We start from the raw sequence: 23,815 nt of genomic DNA on the forward strand, positions 1-23,815 counted from the left end.
AAGCTCTATCTCTAGAGTGGTCAAAGGATGTCAAGACCTGGTAAGGTTCTTCGCGTTGCTTCGAATTAAACCACATGCTCCACCGCTTGTGCGGGCCCCCGTCAATTCCTTTGAGTTTCAACCTTGCGGTCGTACTCCCCAGGCGGAGTGCTTAATGCGTTAGCTGCAGCACTGAAGGGCGGAAACCCTCCAACACTTAGCACTCATCGTTTACGGCGTGGACTACCAGGGTATCTAATCCTGTTTGCTCCCCACGCTTTCGAGCCTCAGCGTCAGTTACAGACCAGAGAGCCGCCTTCGCCACTGGTGTTCCTCCATATATCTACGCATTTCACCGCTACACATGGAATTCCACTCTCCTCTTCTGCACTCAAGTCTCCCAGTTTCCAATGACCCTCCCCGGTTGAGCCGGGGGCTTTCACATCAGACTTAAGAAACCGCCTGCGCTCGCTTTACGCCCAATAAATCCGGACAACGCTTGCCACCTACGTATTACCGCGGCTGCTGGCACGTAGTTAGCCGTGGCTTTCTGGTTAGATACCGTCAAAGGATGAACAGTTACTCTCATCCTTGTTCTTCTCTAACAACAGAGTTTTACGATCCGAAAACCTTCTTCACTCACGCGGCGTTGCTCGGTCAGACTTTCGTCCATTGCCGAAGATTCCCTACTGCTGCCTCCCGTAGGAGTTTGGGCCGTGTCTCAGTCCCAATGTGGCCGATCACCCTCTCAGGTCGGCTATGCATCGTCGCCTTGGTGAGCCGTTACCTCACCAACTAGCTAATGCACCGCGGGTCCATCCATCAGCGACACCCGAAAGCGCCTTTCAAATCAAAACCATGCGGTTTCGATTGTTATACGGTATTAGCACCTGTTTCCAAGTGTTATCCCCTTCTGATGGGCAGGTTACCCACGTGTTACTCACCCGTTCGCCACTCCTCTTTTTCCGGTGGAGCAAGCTCCGGTGGAAAAAGAAGCGTTCGACTTGCATGTATTAGGCACGCCGCCAGCGTTCGTCCTGAGCCAGGATCAAACTCTCATAAAAAGTTCGAACAATCTTGCGATTGTTAAGCTCAATTGTTTGCTAGCATATTGCTTGCTTGTTAAAAATGTTTGTTGTCTTGAATCAATCAAGACGCCCTACACATTTGGTTTGTCTTTGCTTTGTTCAGTTTTCAAAGGTCTACTTGATTAAATGCTAATCAGTTGAGATTGCCGTAGCAACTTTTATATCATATCAGAGCGACGTTTGTTTGTCAACTCTTTTTTTAAAAGTTTTTTGACTTCGTTTTTTAGAAGTGTTTCAGCAACTCATTTATCATAACTCGTCGTTTGTTATTTGTCAACAACTTTTTTGAAGTTTTTTTCGATAGAATCAAGCTTCGTAAGCTGTCGTTTTTTTACGACTCAGTTATCTTATCATGGTGCGATCCCTCTGTCAACAGTTTATTTCAACTATTTTCACTAGCGATCTTTGCTCTTTCGAACAAATAATAATATACCAACAGCAAAAATAAAAGTCAATAAGAAAAAAGCTGTTTTATCAACATTTTTAGCGTAATCGATCGTTCTAATCCTATAAGTGAGAAACGTTCGCTTTTAACATGTTTTTCATTAATGATAGCCTTCTCAGCATTGCGATTGTTCAGTTTTCTATTAATAAGCCACTTCACTTAGCTCTTACCTTCTAAAATTTTCCTTAACAAAGTGTTGCTTTTATCTATTTAGACATTTTTTTGCTAGAATGAATAGTAAATAGTATCATTCTAACTCTGGAGGAACAATCTATGAAAATATTAATTGCTGATGATGATAAAGAAATTGTTGAATTACTAAGTATTTATGTTCACAATGAAGGATACGAAGCTGTTAAGGCTTATGATGGGAAAGAAGCATTATCAAAGATTCGAACGATACCTGATATTGAGTTATTGATTTTGGATATTATGATGCCTGAAATGGATGGCATGCAGGTCGTTAAAGAATTACGAAAGGAATCGCAAATCCCGATTATCATGTTGACAGCAAAAACAACCGATATGGATAAAATTAAAGGGCTTGTTGCTGGTGCTGATGATTATGTTACAAAACCATTTAATCCTTTAGAAGTTATGGCACGCGTAAAATCTTTGCTTCGTCGAACAAAAATGCAAATCACACCGGATCAACCGGATATATTAGAAGTAAACTCTTTGATTATTAACAAAGATTCCCATGAAGTAAAAACAATTGATGGGAAAGAGATTCAGCTCACAGCATTAGAATTTGGGATTCTATACTTATTAGCAAGTCATCCTAATCGTGTGTTCAGTGCAGATGAAATCTTTGAGCGTGTATGGAAACAAGAAAGTATTGTTTCCGCAAAAACTGTTATGGTCCATGTTAGTCATTTGAGAGATAAGATCGAAGAAGCAACTGGTGGAGAAAAAGTCATTCAAACCGTTTGGGGAGTGGGCTATAAAATTGATGCAAGATAAAAAAAGAGGAACAGAAAAACGGCGGCGAATCAATCTAACTTCTAAGGAAATCAGTGAGTTATTAGCAGAAGGTATTATCACCGTGATTCTCCTTCTACTATTAAATGTTGCGATTTTGGTTGTCCTTACTTCAATAATTAGTAGTTCCCCTTCATTGACTAATGCGATTTGGGATTCAAAAAATATTTTTGCTCAACGATTGAATAGTGATTTATTTTGGAACGGCCGAAATTTTCTGATTCCCCTTTTCTTTCTTTTAGATATCGGCGTATTATACTGGCGGTTGATCCGTCGCTACCGACAAATGCAACTACGTCATATTATTAGCGAGCTTCACTATATCGCTAATGGTAATTATGACCATCGAATCCCTTTTGAATTAACAGGTGATCTTAGTCGTGTAGTAACAAGCATTAATGGTTTAGTCGATAGTACAGTAGCTGCGATAGAAGATGAACGGAAAATTGAAAAATCAAAAGATGAATTGATTACTAATGTGAGTCACGATATCCGTACCCCTTTAACCTCTATTATTGGTTACTTAGGATTAATCGAAGATGGCCAGTATCAAACAAAAGAGGATCTTTTGAAGTATACCCATACAGCTTATATCAAAGCAAAACAAATGAAATTACTAGTGGATGATCTTTTTGAGTATACTAAAGTCAGACAACCAGCTGTTCCGGTCAATTTTTCGGCTTTTGATCTGATCCAGCTAATTGAACAACTAGCTGCTGATTTTGAATTAGAAGCATCAAAAAAGCATATCCAAATCCTTGTATCATCACAGGTTCCATCATTAACTATGGATGGGGACACTGAAAAACTAGTTCGTGTCTTTAATAATTTACTGACGAATGCTTTAAAATACGGCAAAGGCGCTACAAAAATTGTCATTGAAGTCGAAAAAGTTGGCTCAGAAGTCGTTGCGACAGTAAAAAACAATGGAGCTATGATTCCTCGAGAATCAATTGATAATCTTTTTGACCGCTTTTACCGAGTAGAAGAGTCTCGTTCACAAGAAACCGGTGGGACAGGTTTAGGTTTAGCCATTGCTCAAAGTATCGTTGCTTTACATGGTGGTTATATTTATGCTAAATCTGATAAACACTGGACTTCATTCATCATGCATCTTCCAATAAAAAGAAATGAAAAATTACCAATCAAAAGTCAGGAACATATTGACGAAAATTAAAATATCCGATATTCTTATTACAATCATTTCTATATATCATATCTATATAGCACAGAACCCAGTACATTTTATTTTTTTCAAGAGAGCTGATGGATGGTGTAAATCAGCAAAAAATAAGTTGGAAGTTCCAGTTCTTTGATGTGTACCTTTCGAAATAAGAAAGGTCGGCAAAACAGCCGTTATCTGTTAACAAGAGCAGCATATTTATATGTTGAACTCGGGTGGTACCGCGAATGTTAGACCGATTCGTCCCAAGATAATTGAGGATGGATTGGTCTTTTTTTATTATATTTAAGGAGGAATTGCAATGTTAGATGTAAAAATGATGCGTCAAAATTTTGATTATGTCCAAGAAAAATTAATGACTCGTGGGGTCAAAAAAGAAACCTTAGCTGAATTTATGGAATTAGATGAAAGTCGTCGAAAATTACTTGTTAAAACGGAAGAATTAAAAAAATATCGTAATGATGTTTCAGCAGAAATTGCGCAATTAAAACGGAACAAAGAAGATGCAACAGCTAAAATCAATGAAATGAAAGAAGTTGGGGGCAACATTAAAGCCCTTGATGAAGAAGTAGCGCAAGTAGATGAAAAGTTACATCAAATTGCGACTACCTTACCAAATTTACCAGATGATTCTGTACCTGTTGGAAAAGACGAAGAGGACAACGTGGAAGTTCGTCGTTGGAATACGCCTCGTAATTTTTCATTTGAACCGAAACCACATTGGGAAATCGCTGAAAACTTAGGTATCTTAGACTTTGAAAGAGGGGCAAAAGTTTCTGGAAGTCGTTTTGTTTACTATAAAGGATTAGGTGCTCGCTTAGAACGTGCCGTTTATAACTTTATGCTAGATCAACACATCTATGAACATGACTATACAGAAATGATTACTCCTTATATCGTAAATAGTCGGGCTATGTTCGGAACTGGGCAATTTCCTAAGTTTAAAGAAGATGTTTTCCAATTAGAAGATACAGATTTGACATTGATCCCAACAGCGGAAGTTCCATTAACAAACTATTACAACGATGAGATCTTAGATGGACAAGATTTACCGATTTATTTCACTGCTCTTAGTCCCGCATTTCGTTCGGAAGCAGGGAGTGCCGGCCGTGATACTCGAGGATTGATTCGTTTACACCAATTTAATAAAGTAGAAATGGTCAAATTCTCTGATGCAGAACATTCTTATGATGAGCTAGAAAAAATGACAGCCGATGCTGAAGATATTCTACAAAAATTACATTTACCTTACCGTGTAGTAGCATTATCTACTGGAGATATGGGCTTCTCTGCTGCCAAAACATATGACTTAGAAGTATGGATCCCTGCACAAGAAACATATCGTGAAATCAGCTCATGTTCAAACTGTGAAGATTTCCAAGCACGACGCGCAATGATCCGTTACCGTGATGCAGACGGAAAAATCCACTATGCTCATACACTGAATGGTTCAGGACTTGCAGTCGGCCGGACTGTCGCAGCGATCCTTGAAAACTACCAAAATGAAGATGGATCAGTGACTGTTCCAGAAGTATTAGTTCCTTACATGGGAAATTTAAAAGTGATAAAGTAGACCACCTTGTCTTATTTATATAAAGAGGTCATGAAATAAGCGGTCAGCTCCTCGCTTATTGTTGAGTAGTTGCTTCTTGAACGCCGTTTATTCGTTTTTAGAGATACTAGAAGAGCCTGAGACAAGTTTTGTCCCAGGCTCACTAATCTTAATATGTTTATTTTCTTTTTAAAAAGGACTATTGCCCCACTCTCTTCTTGTTCAGAAGTTCTGTAATTTACCAGCTTTTTTATAATTTTCTTATAATTATAGAAGTATTATGCCCACCAAAGCCAAAACCATTTGAAAGAATAATATTTGCTTGATGATGAATTTTATTATTGGGAATATAATTCAAATCACAATCTTCATCGGGTTCTGTCATGTTAATAGTTGGTGGTAAAATATTATACTCCATCGCTTTCAAGCTAATCACTGCTTCAATGCCTCCTGCTGCACCTAATAGATGTCCTGTTGAGGACTTTGTAGAGCTAATCAATAATTGTTCAGCATGCTTTCCAAAAACCTTTTTGATTGCTCGACTTTCACTAATATCTCCAACTTTAGTACCTGTTGCATGCGCATTTATATAATCAATTTCATTTGCACTAATTTTCCCCATTTCAAGTGCTTTTTGGATGGCACGACTGGCTCCTTCTGAATGAGGTGTAGTCATATGATAAGCATCTGAAGTCATCCCGTATCCGATAATTTCACCTAAAATTTTCGCTCCGCGTGATCTTGCATGTTCGAATTCTTCTAAAAAAACGATCCCAGCTCCTTCTGACATGACAAAGCCATCCCTATTTTTGTCAAAAGGTTTCGAAGCTAAATTCGGTTGCTCATTCCTCGTAGATAAAGCTTGCATTTGGTTGTACCCAGCAAAAGCAATAGGTACAATCGAAGCTTCTGCTCCACCTGCAAGTATTGCTTCACTTAGCCCATATTTAATTCTAAGAAATGCTTCTCCTATCGCTTGATTTCCCGAAGCACAAGCTGAAATAGGACACAAAGTCACATCTTTAAATCCAGTCTTAATTGATACGAAACCTCCCGCTATATTGCCTATTGACTTAGGAACTACTAAAGGAGAAACACGATTACTTCCTTTCTTTTCCATAATGTTTTGATTTTCAATTAAAGAGTGAATACCACCTATTCCTGTACCAATCATAACGCCACATTTTTCCAAATCAAAATCCTTATGATCAAAACTCGCTTCAGATAGCGCTTGCATAGAACTGATTACTGAAAAATGAGTGAAACGATCTGTTCTCTTGATCTCTTTTTGATTAAGATACTGGTCAATCGCATAATCAGAAATAACTCCACCAATCCTTGTTTCTAAATTACTAAATTCCTCTGCTTCTATCTTTTTTATCCCAGAAATACCATTACTCACATTTGTCCATAACTCTTCTGCATTTTTTCCAGAAGAAGAGATAGTTCCCCTTCCAGTTATAACTACTCTTTTTATCATCTTATAAACTCCTTACTATCATAAAATAACAAAATATAAATATAACTCAGATATATTCTAACATATTAAAAAATCTTAACTATATAGTAATTTAACTAAAAAAAACAAAAATTTGTTATTAAAACATAATTTTTTTAATAAATTTATCGTAAAAAATGCTTATTAGCTCCTTAACCGCTCAACTTCACAGTGGTTTAAATTTATACAACAGCAGCTTAGTGGTCACTCTTATTTGGATATTGAGCAAAAACAACATAGTCAGACGAAAAAAAGTCATCAATCTTAAAATTTAGAAAAACAAATTTTAAGATTGACGACTTTTTTACTTTAAAAACAATGCTCTAAGTATTCTACTTATTTCGAATATTCACTTGACTCCTAAAGCGGAATATGTTGAGTCTTTTTCCCTTAATTGATTAAGATTCTACTGAATAGTTAGGTGCTTCTTTTGTGATTTGGACATCATGTGGATGGGATTCTTTCAACCCATTGCCACTCATTTGGATGAATTGTGCTTCGTCACGCAATTGTTTCAAGTTGCCTGCCCCAACATAACCCATACCAGATTTTAATCCACCGATCATTTGGAAGATAATATCCGCAACGCTTCCTTTGTAGGCCACACGTCCTTCGATTCCTTCTGGTACTAATTTATTCGCTTCATTGATGCTACCTTGGAAATAACGATCTTTTGAACCTTTTTCCATTGCGCCCAATGAACCCATACCACGATAAGTTTTAAAACGTCGGCCTTGGAAAATCTCAAATTCACCTGGAGATTCATCTGTACCTGCCAACATACTACCTAACATGACGGCATGCCCTCCAGCAGCTAATGCTTTGACGATATCACCTGAATATTTGATTCCGCCATCAGCAATAATTGCTTTGCCATATTGTCGTGCGACAGAAGCAGCATCATAAATTGCTGTTAATTGTGGTACACCTACACCGGCAACCACACGTGTTGTACAAATTGATCCTGGTCCGATACCGACTTTTACGACATCCACACCAGCATCATATAATGCTTTTGTTGCTTCCGCTGTCGCTACGTTACCGGCAATCAAAGTAGCATCTTTAAAGGTAGAACGAATTTCTTGGATTTTACGAATCACTCCAGCACTATGACCATGTGCTGTATCAATAACGATCGCATCTGCTCCTGCTTCCAACAAGGCACCTGCACGCTCAAATGTATCACTTGTAACACCGACAGCAGCAGCTACAAGTAGACGTCCATGTTCATCTTTGGCAGCGTTGGGAAATTCAATCACTTTTTCAATATCTTTGATTGTGATCAATCCACTTAAACAACCATTGTTGTCAACGATAGGTAATTTTTCAATTTTATGTTTTTGCAATATTTTTTCTGCGTCTTTTAGAGAAGTACCGACTGGGGCTGTTACTAAGTTTTCTTTGGTCATCACATCATTGATTTCCATATGATAATCAGTTACAAAGCGCATGTCACGGTTCGTAATAATACCAACAAGTTTTCTGTTTTCTAAAGTCTCAACGATCGGTACACCGCTAATTCGATATTTGCTCATCAATTCTTCTGCATCTGCTACAAGATGTTGCGGTGTTAAGAAAAATGGATCAATGATCACACCACTTTCAGAACGTTTGACTTTGCGCACTTCGTCTGCTTGTTGACTAATTGTCATATTTTTATGAATAACACCTAATCCACCTTGTCTAGCCATCGCAATAGCCATCTTACTATCAGTTACAGTGTCCATACTTGCACTGATGATCGGGATATTCAACTTAATATTTTTTGCTAATTGTACACTCATATCCACTTCGTTTGGTAACACGTGACTTTCTGCTGGTATCAGTAAGACATCATCGAAAGTAAACCCTTTTTTCGTGAACTTTGTTTCCCAGTTGGACATTTTTAGTACCACTCCTCTAGTTTTTAGTTTATCTATTAAAATAATCGATTTTTTCTATTAAGTCAACCGTCTTCCCATAATCCGGACTGTTTCTAAGAATATCCTTATTATAAGCGCTTCCACCACAAGTCATATATGGTTAATAACGAGAAACTCTTTTAAGAGAAGCTACTGATTAAATTTACCAAGTTTCTCAAATTTTTGTTCTTTCTGTTTTAACCATTTCTCCATAAAAAATAAGAGACCACTATTCAAAACAAACAACTGTTTCAAATAATGATCCCTCATCATTGATATACATCGAATCGTTCTTTAACGAATTATCTTCTAGGTACAGATAAACTTCCAACGATTCCATATTTTTTCTTCATGTAATAACGCAAAGCTAGTGCAGCAGCCCCAATAATGATGATAACTACTGGATCTAACAACGGATTCAGTACTGGAGGAAGAAGTGTGGTAGCGGAAAAGGCAACCACCCAGACCAATGTAGTTCCAGTTAAGATCAACAATGTTTTACCCATACCTGGCTTTTTACTACGATCTGCTCCCGGGTACTCATATTGATAAATGTATTTATACATCAGGTAAAATACCCAACCACCAACAGCTGATCCAAAGACCAAAGTTGTGATTCCATAAGCTGGCGTTGTTCCACGTGAAAACAATCCGGTAATAGCAATCATGATACTCAACAAACCTAATAACAGGAATGTATTGTCTAGCCACATCAATAGTGGTTTAGAATTTACCTTTGCTTCAACTGGTTTGTTGATAATTGCTTCAGTTCTTTCAGAGACAGTTCCAAATAATTGTCTGGCTGTTTTTCCACCTTTTTGTTCAGACACTAAGGTTGGAAGGATGTCATGAAGTGCTTTTACCTTTTCCTCTTCGGATAGATTAGCTGCTTCTAAAGATTTTTTTAAGTCAAAAATATATTGTTGGTTTCTTTTAGTTAATTTTTCTTCTAATTGATTGTTTTCTTTTACAATTTCACGTAATTGTTCTGATTCCATGATCTAAATAGTCCTCCTTAGCCGCTACTTTAACGGTTGTCACAAAAGACATTCTAACATACTATACGTATCGTTTGATAGCCCTTTTATACATTAAAACGGAATAACATAACGTCGCCATCTTGGACTACATAGTCTTTACCTTCTAGACGAACACGGCCAGCTTCTTTGGCAGCATGCATATTTCCATAATGATCTAGATCTTCAAAAGAAACAGTTTCCGCACGGATAAATCCACGCTCAAAGTCTGAATGGATAATCCCAGCTGCTTGAGGTGCTTTGATGCCTTTTTTAAATGTCCAAGCCCGAACTTCTTGTTCTCCTGCTGTAAAGTACGTAGCTAATCCTAGCAAATCATAAGCTGCACGAATTAATTGATCTAATCCAGACTCTTCAATTCCTAAAGCTTCTAAGAATTCTGCTTTATCTTCTTCGTCTAGTTCAGCAATTTCTTCCTCTGCACGTGCGCTGACTACGATAACTTCTGCATTTTCTTCGGCAGCGAAATTACGTACAGCTTGAACGTAGTGATTCGTATCGCTATCTGCTACTTCATCTTCTGCAACGTTTGCTACATATAAGATTGGTTTGGTAGTCAATAAAAACAATGATTTAACGATTTTTTGTTCTTCGTCCGTAAATTCGATAGAGCGAGCTGAACGTCCTTCTTCCAGGACTGGCTTGATTTTATCTAAAACAGCTAATTCAGCAACTGCATCTTTGTCTTTCGTTTTTGCGATTTTTGCTACTCGAGTATAGCGTTTAGTGATCGATTCCAGATCTGCCAATACTAATTCTAGATTGATCGTATCAATATCCGCTAATGGGTCAACTCGTCCTTCAACATGTGTGATGTTGTCATCATCGAAACAACGGACCACATGACAAATCGCATCAACTTGGCGGATATGACTTAGAAATTGATTTCCCAAGCCTTCCCCTTTACTTGCACCTTTAACGATTCCTGCAATATCCGTAAATTCAAATGTTGTTGGCACGGTTTTTTTAGGATGAACAAGTTCAGTTAAGCGTTGTAAACGCCAATCGGGAACTTCTACCATTCCTACATTCGGATCAATGGTTGCAAAAGGATAGTTCGCTGCTTCTGCTCCAGCTTTGGTGATTGCGTTAAATAAAGTTGATTTACCGACATTGGGTAATCCAACAATTCCAGCAGTTAATGCCATAGATTTATTCACTCTTTCTCTGCATTTTTTTCAAGTACTTTTTTTAATTTTTTCTCAAATTCTCGACGAGTCATCATAACGATGTGCCCGCAATTGACGCATTTGATTTTGATGTCCGCTCCCATGCGGATGATTTCCCAACGGTTGGTCTGACAAGCATGAGGTTTTTTCATTTCAACAATATCATGTAAGTCGTACATAAAAGTCCCCTCCTTTAGTCATTTCTCTTAAGAACGGTTCCCACGTCTTTTTTGATATTCATATAGTGATCGTAAAAATTAAGGTTGATTGGTCTGAATTGAACGCTTCTTTTCTATTACTTATTCTTCATCGAATTGAATATTAAGGATATCAAGGATTCTTGTCAAATCATTTTGCGAAAGGTACTCAATTTCAATCTTTCCTTTACCGTCTTTTTCTTGGATAGCGACACTTGTACCAAACTTATCCATCAAGCGGTCTTCACTTTCACGTATATAATAAGGCTTTTCTTTTGCTAGTCGAGGGATTTTCTTTTTTTCTTTCCCATCGTTTTGATTTAATTGCGAAACAATTTGTTCCAACTGACGAACCGTTAGATTCTCCATAACTGCTCGATTCGCTAATTTTAGAATCAAACTTTTGTTTTTTAGACCTAACAAGGTACGAGCTTGTCCCATCGATAATCGTTGATCTTGGACCATTTCCTTCACTAAATCAGGTAACGTTAACAGACGGAGATAGTTTGCGATATATGGACGACTTTTACCTAAACGTTTCGCCACTTCTGCTTGCGTAAGTTTAAGATTTTTCATCAGCATATCATAGGCTTCAGCTTCTTCTAATGGGTTCAAGTCTTCACGTTGCAAGTTTTCCAAAACAGCGACTTGCATCATTGCTTCTTCATCAAAGTCACGAACAATTGCAGGGATGGTCGCTTTTTCTGCTAACTTAGAAGCTCGGAAACGACGTTCACCAGCAATGATTTCATATCCTTTTACTGCCGAACGACGGACGATAATCGGTTGAAACACGCCTGATTGCTCAATGGAGTTTGCCAATTCTTGAAGCGAGACTTCTTCAAATGTTTTACGTGGTTGATAAGGGTTAGGGCGTAATTCGTTTAGTGGTAATTGCACAACTGTTTCATCTTCAACATCCACAGTTTCTAAATTCTCTAAATCTTGAAATAACGCATCGATCCCTCGTCCTAATCCTTTACTTTTCTTCACGGTTAACCACTTCCTTTGCCAATGCTTGGTAAACTTCAGCTCCTCTAGAACGTGGATCATAATCAATGATCGGCATTCCATGACTTGGCGCTTCTGAAAGACGAATATTTCTTGGAATAATCGTTTCATAGACCTTCTCACGGAAATACTTTCGGACTTCTTCCACGACTTCATTTCCTAAGTTCGTACGTGCATCATACATTGTAAGTAAGACGCCTTCAATCTCCAATTCTGGATTGAAATGCTTTTGAACTAAACGAACTGTATTGAGTAATTGACTCAATCCTTCCAATGCATAATATTCACATTGCACTGGGATCAGAATAGAATCGCTAGCTGTAAATGAATTAATAGTCAAATGACCTAATGAAGGTGGGCAATCAATCAGAATATAATCATATTGATCGTTCACTTCGGCTAAAGAACCTTTCAAGCGAGACTCTCTGGCCATCATTGAGGTTAATTCGATTTCTGCTCCTGCTAATTGAAGAGTGGCAGGCACAATACTCAAATTTTCATGTTCGGTAACAAGAGTTGCTTCGGCAATCGGTAGCTCATTGACTAAGACATCATAAATATCTTGAGTAACATCTGGTTTTCGAATACCGACACCACTTGTGGCATTGCCTTGTGCATCCATATCCACTAACAAGACTCTTTTACCAAGACTAGCTAAGCAAGCACCTAAGTTAACAGTGGTCGTCGTTTTACCTACGCCACCTTTTTGGTTTGCAACAGATATTATTTGTGCCATCTCTTCTCCTCCTACTTGATTGGTTGCTTATTTGGCATACCAGGTTTTCTTGGGTATTTTTTCGGGGTGACTTTCTTCTTTTGGATTACCAAAATATGTCGCTTGTCAGATATTTTCGGTAATTCTATCGCATCTTCTTTGATAAACTTTCCCCCTAAGATTGCGATCGCATGCTTGGCTTCTATTAGTTCTTCTTCGCTTTTTGCAGCTTTCAGCGCATAAAAGTATCCTTCTTGTTTCACTAGAGGCAAACATAGTTCTGCTAAAACATTCAATCTTGCCACAGCGCGAGCAGTCACTAAGTCAAATGAAGCTCGGAATTGAGGATTTTGACCAAATGTCTCGGCACGATCATGATGAAGTGCCGCTGTGATACCAAGTTCTTTTGTTAATTCCGTTAAGAAGTTGATTCGTTTATTCAGTGAATCAACGATCGTGATCTGTAAGTTAGGAAACGCAATTTTCAGTGGGATACTCGGAAAACCTGCGCCTGAACCTACGTCGCAAAGTGAAAGAGGCTGAGAAAAGTCCACCTCAAAAGCTAACGTTAATGAATCATAGAAATGCTTCAAATAAACGTCATTTTTTTCCGTGATGGCTGTTAAATTCATTTTTTCGTTCCACTCAACTAACCACTGATAGTAACGTTCAAATTGACTCATTTGTTGATCAGATAAATGGATGTCTTTATCTGCCAATGCTTGACGAAATTCTTCTGGTGTCATAATTAATCCTTTCATTGTGAAACAGCAATTGTTTCACGAAATCTCTTTTTACTTTAACGCAAAATGAATCGAGTTGCAATCTTTCTACCGGTAAATTTATAGGAGGTTTTAAAAAATTAAAAAGGAAGCACTAGGAAGTACACATCCTTCTATATGTAAGTAATTAAAAAAAAATAAATGCCTTAACTAGGTTATCTCTAATTTTTAACGCTAGTTGATTTTTTATTCAAATTTAAACAAAAAATGAACACATATCAAATGTATGGATTAAAAAAATCAGCTCGTCTTTGATCCTCACTTCAAAAACGAACTGGTTTTTTTTATTGTATATACTTTTATTTATTATTTTGTCTCTAATTTTCTCCGCACAACATTGAGATAGTGCTGTAACCCAACAGTCATGACCCATGCAGCACCTAAACCAATAAAACTTCCGATCACGATTCCCAAAAAGCGATATTCGATCAAGGATATCAAGTAGGCCCCACGAATTAGTGTCGATAACATCAGTGCCATCGGATTAAGAAAAATGTTGGCAACCGCATAATTTCTAGCAACCAAAAATTGTGAGATACCGTAAAGAAAAGTGATCAGAAAAATCGTTTGTAACTGAGTAAATGGTACAAAGGATAAAACAGCCGACACACATAAGCCCCCCATGGAACCAATCAAATATTGTACTTGCCGATGTTTCATTGCATCCAAATTCTCAGCTAAAAGAATAGAAGCACAAGAAAGAGTTAACCAGTAAGGATTGTGCAACTGCAATCCGTGACTAATATAGACGGAAAGAAATAAAGCAACACTGTAGAAAACAGAATCAATGATTACTAACGGTTCTTCTTGGAATCTCTCTTTTAAAGAGATTTGTTCAATGGCTTGTTCTGGACGTGAATCAAGTAACTTGGTGATAACTGCAGCGATCAATGAAAACATGACCCCCATGAAAAAATAAAGAGAAACCATTGGCAAATGATCAATCGGTAACTGCATACTTGTTCCCATCGCCGAAAGCATCGCAAAAAATAAGCCACCTGGTTTTGAAATATGGAACAACCGCAAAATAAACCGGCTGGCAAAAGCCACTACAGCTACAGCAAAAGGTTCCAACCATAAAACATAGGTTGATAACATTCCTAATACAAAGGCAAATAAAAGTCCACAGCCAATGAAAAACATGCGCTTAATTAAATGTTTCATGGGTATATTTTGATAATAGAAAAAAGTAAAAATCCCTAATGAAGAAAAACTTGAAATCAAGAAATTCTGGTTTATGTATCCTAACCATAGTACGATAAAAATCAATAGCATAAGGTTCATGATACGAAATGGGTTATCTTGAATCTTATTAAAACGAAAATAAGTTTTGAACAACCAATCGCTCCTTTCTTCTATCTTTATTTAGATGTTGAGGCTCCAATGTTTCGCTCTCGTTTCTATCAACATCATTTAGTATAACAACAATTTCTTTATTTTTCATAAAAAATTAAGTGGGGGTTGAGACAAAAGTGTTTAACATCGAGAAATAAGAAAGAATTTCCAGAAATTGACAGAAAACACAAACACTAGTTTTTGCTGTTGATTGTTACCTACTTGATGCTTCTCAAATTTTTGGCTCAATCTATAAATAGGAGGGACTCGAGAATTACGAGGTAATTTCCCATCAATTCTAGCTCAACCTATCCAATTGAATTGTGTCCTGAAAAAAGGAGATTTACGCCATCAAAAAATGGACAAAAAGCAAAATACTTCCTGTCCATTGATGGTGCTAAGATTTCTCTTTACTGGTATCGTTGCTAAAAAGACGAAAAAACTATCTTCTAGAGATTCCAACAGGAGTATCTAGCTCTAAGAAATAAGCCGGAGAATCCAAAAATAGTTCCTCCTATTTTTTGAAATCTTCGGCTAATTTTCCAATGTAGCTACTTCTGGAAAACCGTAAATCAGAGGTTTTCCACTTTCGCAATCTTCCCTTGTTCGATGTAGACCATTAAAATACTTAGATCAGCGGGGTTTACACCACTGATACGGCTAGCTTGAGCGATGGTTTCTGGTTGGATTTTTTGTAGTTTTTGTTTTGCTTCTGTAGCCAATCCATTAATTGCTGCGTAGTCGATATTTTCTGGTATTTTTTTGGCTTCCATTCGTTTTAATTTTTCTACTTTTTCAAGTGCTTTTTTAATGTATCCTTCGTACTTGATCTGAATTTCAACTTGTTCAATTTCTTTCGCTGTCAATGCTTCATTTTCCGGAATAAACAACATTAAATCGCTGTAGCTAATTTCAGGTCGCTTCAAAAAGTCACTCGCTAAAACCCCGTCTTTTAATGGCGCAGCATTGATAGTTGCCAAAAATGCTTGGACTTCTTCTGTCGGTTTGATCCGGACAGTCATCAAACGTTTAATTTCTGCTTCAACAGCAGCTTTCTTTTTCAGATAAGCTTGGTATTGGTCTTCTTTGACTAAACCTACTTGGTGTCCCATCTCCGTCAAACGTAGATCTGCATTGTCATGACGCAATAATAAACGATATTCAGCACGTGAAGTGAGCAAGCGATAAGGTTCATTGGTTCCTTTAGTCACTAGGTCATCAATCATAACACCAATATAACCGTCACTGCGTTTGATGATCAAAGGCTCTTTTCCTTGGACTTTGAGCGCTGCATTGATTCCAGCAATCAGCCCTTGGCCCGCTGCTTCTTCATAACCACTAGTCCCATTCGTTTGACCTGCAGTATAAAGGTTTTCGATGACTTTCGTTTCGAGCGTTGGACGTAATTGATGGGGTTCGACAACGTCATATTCGATCGCATATCCCGTACGCATCATTTCAACTTTTTCCAGTCCTGCGATAGAGTGTAGCATATCCACTTGGACATCTTCTGGTAATGAAGTCGATAATCCTTGAACGTATACTTCTTCCGTATGCAAGCCTTCTGGTTCTAAAAACAATTGATGTCTTGGTTTATCTGCAAAACGTACGATCTTATCTTCAATCGATGGACAATAGCGAGCGCCCACACCTTCAACGATTCCAGTAAACATCGGTGCACGATGCAAGTTATCACGTATGATTTTATGAGTCGTTTCACCGGTATAAGTCAACCAGCAAGATTCTTGTTCTAAGTTGTACGCACTATCTGGCGTGCTAAAACTAAAATGATTTGGTTCTTTATCGCCAGGTTGCTCTTCAGTCACTGAATAATCAATCGTACTTGATTTAACCCGAGGAGGTGTTCCTGTTTTGAAACGATCAATCGCAAAACCTAATTCTTTTAGATTATTAGCTAATCCAACAGAAGGCTGTGAATTATTTGGTCCAGATGAATACTTCAATTCTCCAATGATGATCTCGCCTCGTAAAGCTGTACCAGCAGTAATAACAACAGCTTTTGCTTGGTAGCAAGCACCAGTTGACGTCACCACACCTCGACAAACGCCCTCTTCGACGATTAATTCTTCGACGATTCCTTGACGCAACGTCAAATTAGGTTCTTTTTCTATCGTATGCTTCATTTCTGCGGAATAAGCATGCTTGTCTGCTTGCGCTCTTAAAGCACGCACAGCAGGCCCTTTTCCTGTGTTTAACATTCTCATTTGAATGTACGTTTTATCGATATTTTTACCCATTTCGCCACCAAGAGCATCGATTTCTCTCACTACGACACCTTTTGCTGGTCCTCCGACTGAAGGGTTACATGGCATGAACGCCACCATGTCTAGATTGATAGTTAGTAATAACGTTTTGGAGCCCATTCTGGCTGCAGCCAACGCTGCTTCTGAACCAGCATGTCCTGCCCCTACAACGATGACGTCATAAGTATCTGCTTGATAATGATTCAAGTACATTTCCTCCTTTTATTTTCCTAAACAGAATTGACTGAATAATTGAGTGATTAATTCATCTTGTACACTGTCTCCAACGACTTCCCCTAAGTAGTCCCAACAGCGTGTCATATCGATTTGAACAAGATCTACAGGCATACCTGCTTCAATCCCAGCAACTACTTCTGCTAATGAAATTGATGCTTTTTCAAGTAGAGCAATATGTCTGGTATTTGATACATACGTAGCATCTCTTTCACCGGTTTGCCCACCAAAGAATAAATCAGCGATAGCTGTTTCTAATTGATCTAAACCATCATTTTTAGCCACAGAAACGGCAAACACCGGTTCATCTTCTAACCACTGATCAAGTTCTTCTTTTTCTAACTTTTGCGGCAAATCTGTTTTATTTAAAAGTACAATCCGTTTCAAACCCTTAGTAGCTTCTAAAAGCTGCTCATCTTCTTTGGTCAGTGGCTCACTTTGATTCAAGACCAGTAAAATCAAATCCGATTCAGATAATGCTTTTCGACTTCTTTCTACTCCGATCTGTTCAACGAGATCTTCTGTTTCACGGATTCCTGCTGTATCAATTAATTTCAATGGTACACCACGAACGTTCACGTATTCTTCGATGACATCTCGTGTCGTTCCCGCAATATCTGTTACAATTGCTTTTTCTTCTCGCAATAAGTGATTCAACAAGCTTGATTTTCCGACATTTGGACGACCGATGATAGCTGTACTTAATCCTTCACGCAAGACTTTTCCTTGTTTCGATGTAGCAAGTAAAGCTTGGATCCTTTGTTGGATCATCGTCGCTTTTTCAAGCAATAATCGTGTAGTCAATTCTTCCACATCATCGTATTCAGGATAATCGATATTGACTTCTACTTGTGCTAATGTTTCTAAGATCTCTTGTCTTAATGAACGAATCAACGAAGAAAGATTGCCATCTAATTGATTTAAAGCTAAGCCCATTGCTTTGTCCGTTTTCGCCCGAATTAAATCCATCACGGCTTCTGCTTGAGAAAGATCTACACGACCATTTAAGAAAGCTCTTTTTGTAAATTCTCCAGGTTCAGCTAGTCTTGCTCCTTCTCGTAATAGCAGTTGTAAAATTTGATTTACGACTACGATCCCACCATGACAATTGATTTCAACGACATCTTCACGAGTAAATGTTTTAGGTGCTAACATAACAGAAACCATAACTTCATCAATGATCTGTTCATTCTTCGGATCAGTAATATGCCCATAATGAATCGTATGACTAGGTACTTCCAATAAGCTTTTCTTGCCACAACGATAGACTTTATCTGCTAACGCTACCGCTTGGTCTCCACTAAGTCGAACAATACTGATCGCTCCTTCTCCTGGTGGGGTAGAAATTGCAGCAATCGTATCAAATTCTAAAGTAATTTCAGCCATTTTTTCACTCCCTTTTTAATTTTACGCACAAAAAAAGTGCCCACTTCACCCTTTACAATAAATGGTGAACTTCGCACTTTGACTGCTTGTCCATGATTAAATTCTGAACATAGGTTATCATATTTAGTTACAAGACACAAGTATTGAAAATAGAGAACTCTGACAACTTCTTCTTTTTTACAATATCGTAAAAATTTTTTTCATTTATACATTCATTCTGATTTGAGGATATTGTACATTCTTTTTATTTCATCCTTTGTATCGTCGCGTTCCTTTTCACGACTATTCAACATAAAAAATAGCCATTCAAAACAAATCGCTATCTCATCTCAGTTCTACAAAAAAACACACGAAGGCTAACCTCCATGTGCTTTTTCTATCAAAGTAAGACTACTTAAGCATCGTATACTCCGATAAGAATGATTTCTAATAAAATATACTTTGTTTAAAAAAGTTTGTCAATGTGATTCCTAAAAAGAACCACGCATATCAACCATTAAATTTTGTTTTTCTCAATATAACTGATCTTCTATGTATGATTGAATGAATTTTCAACTATAGGATAAAAAGACATTTATTTTATCCCTATTCAGGAGGGTTTACCTCTATCTTTCTAATCCAGAACTTGATATTTCCAATCCAGAGTTTGGTCTTTCTGTTTTTTTCTTTTTTGAAACTTTTTTATTTATAGTATTAATTCTTTTCTTAGCTTCAGGACTAGATTTTGATTCATTTTTATTTACAGCAGCAACTTTTCTCAGGTATTCTTCACCCGTTTTTCTATTATGTAACTCGTTTTTAACATCTTTCTGATTTATAAGAAACTGGTTTGTAAGCACGTCTCCAACTTTTTCTCCAGCTTCATTTACAACATCTATTAACAATTCTTTTTTTACTATTTTCATGCTTGGCGTCTCTTGCGCCAATTCTTTTTTATTTTTAAGAAAAAACGCGTAATTCTGATCAAGTAAATCACTATAACTCTGGTTCTTGACCTCATCTTTAGCAACTTTTAGCAGCATTTCATCCATACCCTCAATTTGTTTACATTGATCATACTCTTTGTCTTTAATAATTGCCTTAGTTTTATAACCTAGTGTATATTTGAATGCTAATCCTATATTTTTTACGATACATGCCCCTGTCATTTGTGACCTTGCAACATAATTTTCAAACTTACATTCTGATGCATGATGATGAAGCTCTTTTAACGGAAATTCTGTTGTCTTATGAAAAAACAAATTATATTTATCTTGAAAAAAGCTTCCAAAGCTCACACCTTCTTTTCGGGACAAACTTAAAAAATCTCGCCATGTAGGAGCATATCTTCCTATACGAACAGCTTTTGAAATGGCTTCTATGTTTTCTTTTGATTCTTCAAACTCATATACATAGATTGATTTTAATTGTTTGGTATTCAGATCTACCCACAATTTTTCTACTGCTGCGAAACTCTCTACAAATTCTGCTTTATCCTCCTTACTAACGCCTTTCCAAAGGTCTAATTTCTCTTTATCGGAAAAATCATTCCAGTTTTCCCATTGATAAAACGACGCTATTTTATTTAAATGCTCAAGAGAAATTTTTCCATCAACATTTGGCGCTTCATTAGGTACAAGTTGACCTCCTTTATTACAAACGCGCACTTTAATTTTATTGTCTTCTTTTTGAATAAGCAGGCTGACACTATGAACATCGCCTGCTCTTCGGTTATACATGATTGGTATAACTAAAAAACTATCCGGATCATTATTTACCAAGTCTTTCATGCATGGCTTAAAATATTTGTTATCGTAACTACATCCTATACTACCGTTTAAAGAGTTTATTAAGTTCTTTCGTTCTCTACCATTTTCTGTAAACTGTTCAGGATTTTTTTCAACTACCTTTTTATACAAATACATATACTCTATAAGGTTATCATATTTTACTCCAGCCTCATTATCCAGCATATTGGAAGTCCAATTCCATTTTTGATTAAAGACATGCGACATTTCTGCAATATACTTTTGTTCATTTTTTACATATTTTTCACGAGCTTTTTCGATATCTTTTATCATTTTTTTTCTTTTTTTCTCTTCCATTTTTCCCTTCCTTTTCCCCCAGTCGTATTCACAGTAACATAGATTATTTTGGAGAAAGAAACTTTTTTTTAGAAAACAGAGAAAAAAAGATTTCTTGCAAAACATAACAAAAATAAAGTAGCGAAAAAGTAATCAGTTTACTTTTTCGCTACTTCATTGATTTAAACTTCTCTTATTTATCAAGCATTATTTCATTAACAAGCATTTGTTAATGAAGCAAACTCTTTTAGTGTTTATAATCGTTTTTTTACAGGTTCTACTACTAGATAACGATAAGGCTCGTCTCCTTCAGAATGAGTTTTCACATATTCATTCTTGCTTAATGCCGCATGGATTTGTTTTCTCTCAAATGCCGGCATTGGTTCTAAGAAGACTGGTTGACCGGATTTAATTGCTTTTTCGGCAGTACGATCTGCTAAGCGTTGAATGATTTCTTGTCTTTTTTCACGATAATTACCAACGTTTACTACTACAGATAGTTTATTTTTAGCAACACGGTGAATGAAAACTTGTGCTAAATACTGTAAAGCATTTAATGTTTTGCCGTGTTTGCCAATTAAAATCCCTTGTTTTTGTGTATCTAATTGAAAAACGACGGTATTTGCTTCGCGGGTCATTTTTACTAAAGCTGGCGCATCTAATTGCTTGGTAATATCCGTGAGATAGACTGCTAATTCCGTTAAAGCTGCTTCATCGCCTAATTCACTGGTTTCTACTTCTTCTGGTTGGTCTTCTGTGAAGACTTCAATGGTTTCAGTTTCTTCTATCGTTTTTTCTAAAGGTTCTTCTAAAACTTCTTCTACCGTTTCTTCAATTGCTTCTGAAACAGTTTCACTAATTGAAGGTTCGATCTTAAGACGAGCATTCTTACGCCCGATCCCCAGAAATCCTTTCTTACCTTCATCTAGTATCTCAATTTCAACTTGCTCTTTATCCAATCCTAAATCGTTTAAACCAAGTTGGATTGCTTCATCAATTGTCGCAGCTTCATAAATCGGCATTAGCATTCCCTCCCTTATTTTTTACGTTTTTTCTTCGGACTCATGGCTTTTTTCAACGCACGTTCTTTTTCACGAATACGTTGAGCTTCTTCTTCTCGCTCTTTTCTAATCTTAAATGGATTATTGATTAGTAATGTTTGAACGACTTGGAAAGCATTAGATATTACCCAATATAATGAAAGACCACTTGCTAAGTTGACCCCCATAACTAAGATCATCACAGGCATCACAAAATTCATGATCTTCATTGATGCATTTGATTCAATTTGACTCATGCTACTTAGATACGTACTTGCAAAAGTAAATACCGCAGCAAGGATCGGTAAAATAAAGGTTGGATCTGCTGTTCCTAGATTTAACCATAAAAAGTTTCCTTGTTTTAATTCAGGCACACGTGAAATCGATTGCCATAACGCCATCAAAATCGGCATCTGTACTAACAACGGTAAACAACCAGCATATGGGTTCACATTATTTTCCGCATATAAACGTTGTTGCGCTTCACGTAACTTACTTTGTGTCTCAGGATCTTTTGAACTATATTCTTGTTGTAGTGCTTTTAATTTTGGTTGAAGTTCTTGGGTTTTTCGCATACTCTTGGTTTGAAAATGCATCAACGGCATCAAGATCACACGAATGATCAAAGTGAATAAAATAATCCCAATCCCTGCATTTCCAAATGACAATGCCTTGATCGCTTCTGCAAAATAATAAACGATGTAGCGATCCCAAATTCCTGTGCTTTGTGCACTTACTTCTCCAGTTCCACAACCGGATAAGACAACGACTAGACTGATAATGCCTGCCATCAAAAGTAAACGTTTGTATTTCTTCACTTACTCTTTTCCTCTCTATCGATTATTTTTGCAAGTTTTAAGACATGGACTAGATTGGAACGAATCTCATCGTAAGTTAGTCCCTTGACACTTGGTCTTGCAATCACGATAAAATCCAATTCCGGATCGATCTGTTCTTTTACAGAATAGACCGCCGCACGAATCTTACGTTTTACCTCATTGCGACATACTGCATTGCCCACTTTTTTACCTACTGAAAGACCGACACGAAAATGTGGCTGGTCTTTTTTTTCTAAGCGGTAAACGACAAATTTACGATTAGCAAATGACGTTCCTGTATGGAATACGTTTTGAAACTCTCGTTCTTTTTTGACTCGATACGCTTTTCTCATTCGTTTTCTTTCCTTTTCTATCTTTCACTTACGTCCATAATCATAACATATTTCTCTTTATTCTTTCAGCTTTTCCCTAAAAAAGGGCATAAAAAAAACCACTGAAACCCCAGTGGCTTAAGCTGAAAGAACTTTTCTTCCTTTACGGCGACGGCTTGCTAAAACACGACGGCCATTTTTAGTACTCATACGTTTACGGAATCCGTGAACTTTTTGACGTTTACGTTTATTTGGTTGGTATGTTCTTTTCATGTATTCCACCTCCAAAATTTCTTATCTACTGTTAAAACACAGACATACTTTGATAGTATAACGACAATCAAGGTAATTTGTCAATATAAAATGAAAGGAAACTTCTGGATTTATGCATTCTATTTTTCCACAGTTTAGTTTTTTTTCGTGTGATTCGTTTGTGGAAAAAGTTATACACAAGATTTATCCACAATTATTTTTTAGGGTTTTTTACACAGAATAAACACCTGTAAAAAAAGTAATCCACAAACAGTCATTTATCTGTGAATTGAATGCTTAACTCCTTGATAAACAAAGATTTTTTATCCACAACCTACCTGGGATTTCTGTCTTAAAAACACACTTATCCACCTGTTGATTAGTGATGTGGATAAGTATTTTTCCTCGTTGTGATTTTTTTTGTTTTTTTCTCTCTTAATTTTGTGGATAATCTCAAATAAAAAATTTTTTCTGCTCTTTCTGTGGAAAACTATATGAAAAAATGATAAATTAGTACTAGTTATTCACTTTTTAATGAAGGAGGAAGCCTTAT

Annotated in this window: 20 protein-coding genes, 1 rRNA gene and 1 other annotated feature (1 of these 22 running past the window's edge); of the genes, 3 read left to right on the forward strand and 18 right to left on the reverse strand. The window is 37.0% G+C overall.

Annotated features, from left to right (window positions below; genetic code table 11):
- A 16S ribosomal RNA gene (locus IGJ18_RS13515) occupies positions 1-1,043 on the reverse strand; it reaches 517 nt to the left of the window's first position.
- 742 nt (positions 1,044-1,785) lie between these two features.
- Between IGJ18_RS13515 and IGJ18_RS13520 the strand changes: the two genes are divergently transcribed.
- The 3 genes from IGJ18_RS13520 (at position 1,786) to serS (ending at position 5,249) form a co-directional block, all read left to right on the forward strand.
- Positions 1,786-2,475, forward strand: a complete 690-nt coding sequence (locus IGJ18_RS13520; RefSeq protein WP_010736768.1) for a response regulator transcription factor — start codon at positions 1,786-1,788, stop codon at positions 2,473-2,475.
- Positions 2,462-3,670 (forward strand): sensor histidine kinase, encoded by a 1,209-nt coding sequence (locus tag IGJ18_RS13525; protein ID WP_025480278.1) that lies wholly within the window; start codon positions 2,462-2,464, stop codon positions 3,668-3,670. The genes IGJ18_RS13520 and IGJ18_RS13525 overlap by 14 nt, the downstream gene beginning before the upstream one ends.
- A gap of 44 nt (positions 3,671-3,714) precedes the next feature.
- Positions 3,715-3,927: a binding site (T-box leader), on the forward strand.
- A 50-nt stretch (positions 3,928-3,977) separates the two neighbouring features.
- Entirely contained in the window at positions 3,978-5,249 is a 1,272-nt protein-coding gene (gene serS / locus IGJ18_RS13530; protein WP_010736769.1) for a serine--tRNA ligase, read from the forward strand.
- 229 nt (positions 5,250-5,478) lie between these two features.
- Here the strand turns inward: serS and fabF are convergent, their stop codons facing one another.
- The 17 genes from fabF to rpmH form a co-directional block, all read right to left on the reverse strand.
- Positions 5,479-6,708, reverse strand: coding sequence for a beta-ketoacyl-ACP synthase II (gene fabF, locus IGJ18_RS13535; RefSeq protein WP_438843441.1), 1,230 nt, complete (start codon positions 6,706-6,708; stop codon positions 5,479-5,481).
- Positions 6,709-7,124: 416 nt separating this feature from the next.
- On the reverse strand, positions 7,125-8,609 hold the full coding sequence (gene guaB / locus IGJ18_RS13540; protein ID WP_438843442.1) for an IMP dehydrogenase: 1,485 nt from the start codon (positions 8,607-8,609) through the stop codon (positions 7,125-7,127).
- Positions 8,610-8,929: 320 nt separating this feature from the next.
- Entirely contained in the window at positions 8,930-9,625 is a 696-nt protein-coding gene (locus IGJ18_RS13545; protein ID WP_010720518.1) for a DUF1129 domain-containing protein, read from the reverse strand.
- Positions 9,626-9,711: 86 nt separating this feature from the next.
- Positions 9,712-10,812 (reverse strand): redox-regulated ATPase YchF, encoded by a 1,101-nt coding sequence (ychF, locus tag IGJ18_RS13550; RefSeq protein WP_010720517.1) that lies wholly within the window; start codon positions 10,810-10,812, stop codon positions 9,712-9,714.
- A gap of 8 nt (positions 10,813-10,820) precedes the next feature.
- Positions 10,821-11,012: a DUF951 domain-containing protein gene (locus tag IGJ18_RS13555; protein WP_010720516.1), complete on the reverse strand. Its 192-nt coding sequence runs from the start codon at positions 11,010-11,012 to the stop codon at positions 10,821-10,823.
- Positions 11,013-11,132: 120 nt separating this feature from the next.
- The gene (locus tag IGJ18_RS13560; protein WP_010720515.1) at positions 11,133-12,023 is read right to left on the reverse strand and encodes a ParB/RepB/Spo0J family partition protein; all 891 of its coding nucleotides are present in this window, start codon (positions 12,021-12,023) and stop codon (positions 11,133-11,135) included.
- The gene (locus tag IGJ18_RS13565) at positions 12,010-12,777 is read right to left on the reverse strand and encodes a ParA family protein (protein WP_010736770.1); all 768 of its coding nucleotides are present in this window, start codon (positions 12,775-12,777) and stop codon (positions 12,010-12,012) included. The genes IGJ18_RS13560 and IGJ18_RS13565 overlap by 14 nt, the downstream gene beginning before the upstream one ends.
- Positions 12,778-12,788: 11 nt before the next feature.
- Positions 12,789-13,502, reverse strand: a complete 714-nt coding sequence (rsmG, locus tag IGJ18_RS13570) for a 16S rRNA (guanine(527)-N(7))-methyltransferase RsmG (RefSeq protein WP_010720513.1) — start codon at positions 13,500-13,502, stop codon at positions 12,789-12,791.
- 342 nt (positions 13,503-13,844) lie between these two features.
- Positions 13,845-14,876, reverse strand: a complete 1,032-nt coding sequence (locus IGJ18_RS13575) for an FUSC family protein (protein WP_010736771.1) — start codon at positions 14,874-14,876, stop codon at positions 13,845-13,847.
- Positions 14,851-14,982, reverse strand: coding sequence for a hypothetical protein (locus IGJ18_RS13580; protein WP_275689741.1), 132 nt, complete (start codon positions 14,980-14,982; stop codon positions 14,851-14,853). Before IGJ18_RS13580 ends, IGJ18_RS13575 begins: the two co-directional genes overlap by 26 nt.
- A gap of 463 nt (positions 14,983-15,445) precedes the next feature.
- Positions 15,446-17,344, reverse strand: coding sequence for a tRNA uridine-5-carboxymethylaminomethyl(34) synthesis enzyme MnmG (mnmG, locus tag IGJ18_RS13585; RefSeq protein WP_010720510.1), 1,899 nt, complete (start codon positions 17,342-17,344; stop codon positions 15,446-15,448).
- Positions 17,345-17,359: 15 nt separating this feature from the next.
- Positions 17,360-18,757, reverse strand: a complete 1,398-nt coding sequence (mnmE, locus tag IGJ18_RS13590; RefSeq protein WP_438843443.1) for a tRNA uridine-5-carboxymethylaminomethyl(34) synthesis GTPase MnmE — start codon at positions 18,755-18,757, stop codon at positions 17,360-17,362.
- Positions 18,758-19,362: 605 nt separating this feature from the next.
- Entirely contained in the window at positions 19,363-20,841 is a 1,479-nt protein-coding gene (locus IGJ18_RS13595) for a hypothetical protein (protein WP_438843444.1), read from the reverse strand.
- A 233-nt stretch (positions 20,842-21,074) separates the two neighbouring features.
- Positions 21,075-21,842: an RNA-binding cell elongation regulator Jag/EloR gene (jag, locus tag IGJ18_RS13600; protein WP_063627680.1), complete on the reverse strand. Its 768-nt coding sequence runs from the start codon at positions 21,840-21,842 to the stop codon at positions 21,075-21,077.
- A gap of 14 nt (positions 21,843-21,856) precedes the next feature.
- Positions 21,857-22,678: a YidC/Oxa1 family membrane protein insertase gene (locus IGJ18_RS13605; protein ID WP_010720506.1), complete on the reverse strand. Its 822-nt coding sequence runs from the start codon at positions 22,676-22,678 to the stop codon at positions 21,857-21,859.
- Positions 22,675-23,031 carry a ribonuclease P protein component gene (gene rnpA / locus IGJ18_RS13610; protein ID WP_010720505.1) on the reverse strand — a complete coding sequence of 119 codons (357 nt, stop codon included), beginning with the start codon at positions 23,029-23,031 and terminating at the stop codon, positions 22,675-22,677. Before rnpA ends, IGJ18_RS13605 begins: the two co-directional genes overlap by 4 nt.
- 117 nt (positions 23,032-23,148) lie before the next feature.
- Complete coding sequence (gene rpmH / locus IGJ18_RS13615; RefSeq protein WP_002293121.1) at positions 23,149-23,283, reverse strand: 50S ribosomal protein L34; 135 nt, start codon at positions 23,281-23,283, stop codon at positions 23,149-23,151.
- Between the last annotated feature and the right edge of the window lie 532 nt (positions 23,284-23,815).

The organism is Enterococcus sp. AZ078 (assembly GCF_051714985.1).
GTDB lineage: Bacteria > Bacillota > Bacilli > Lactobacillales > Enterococcaceae > Enterococcus_B > Enterococcus_B hirae.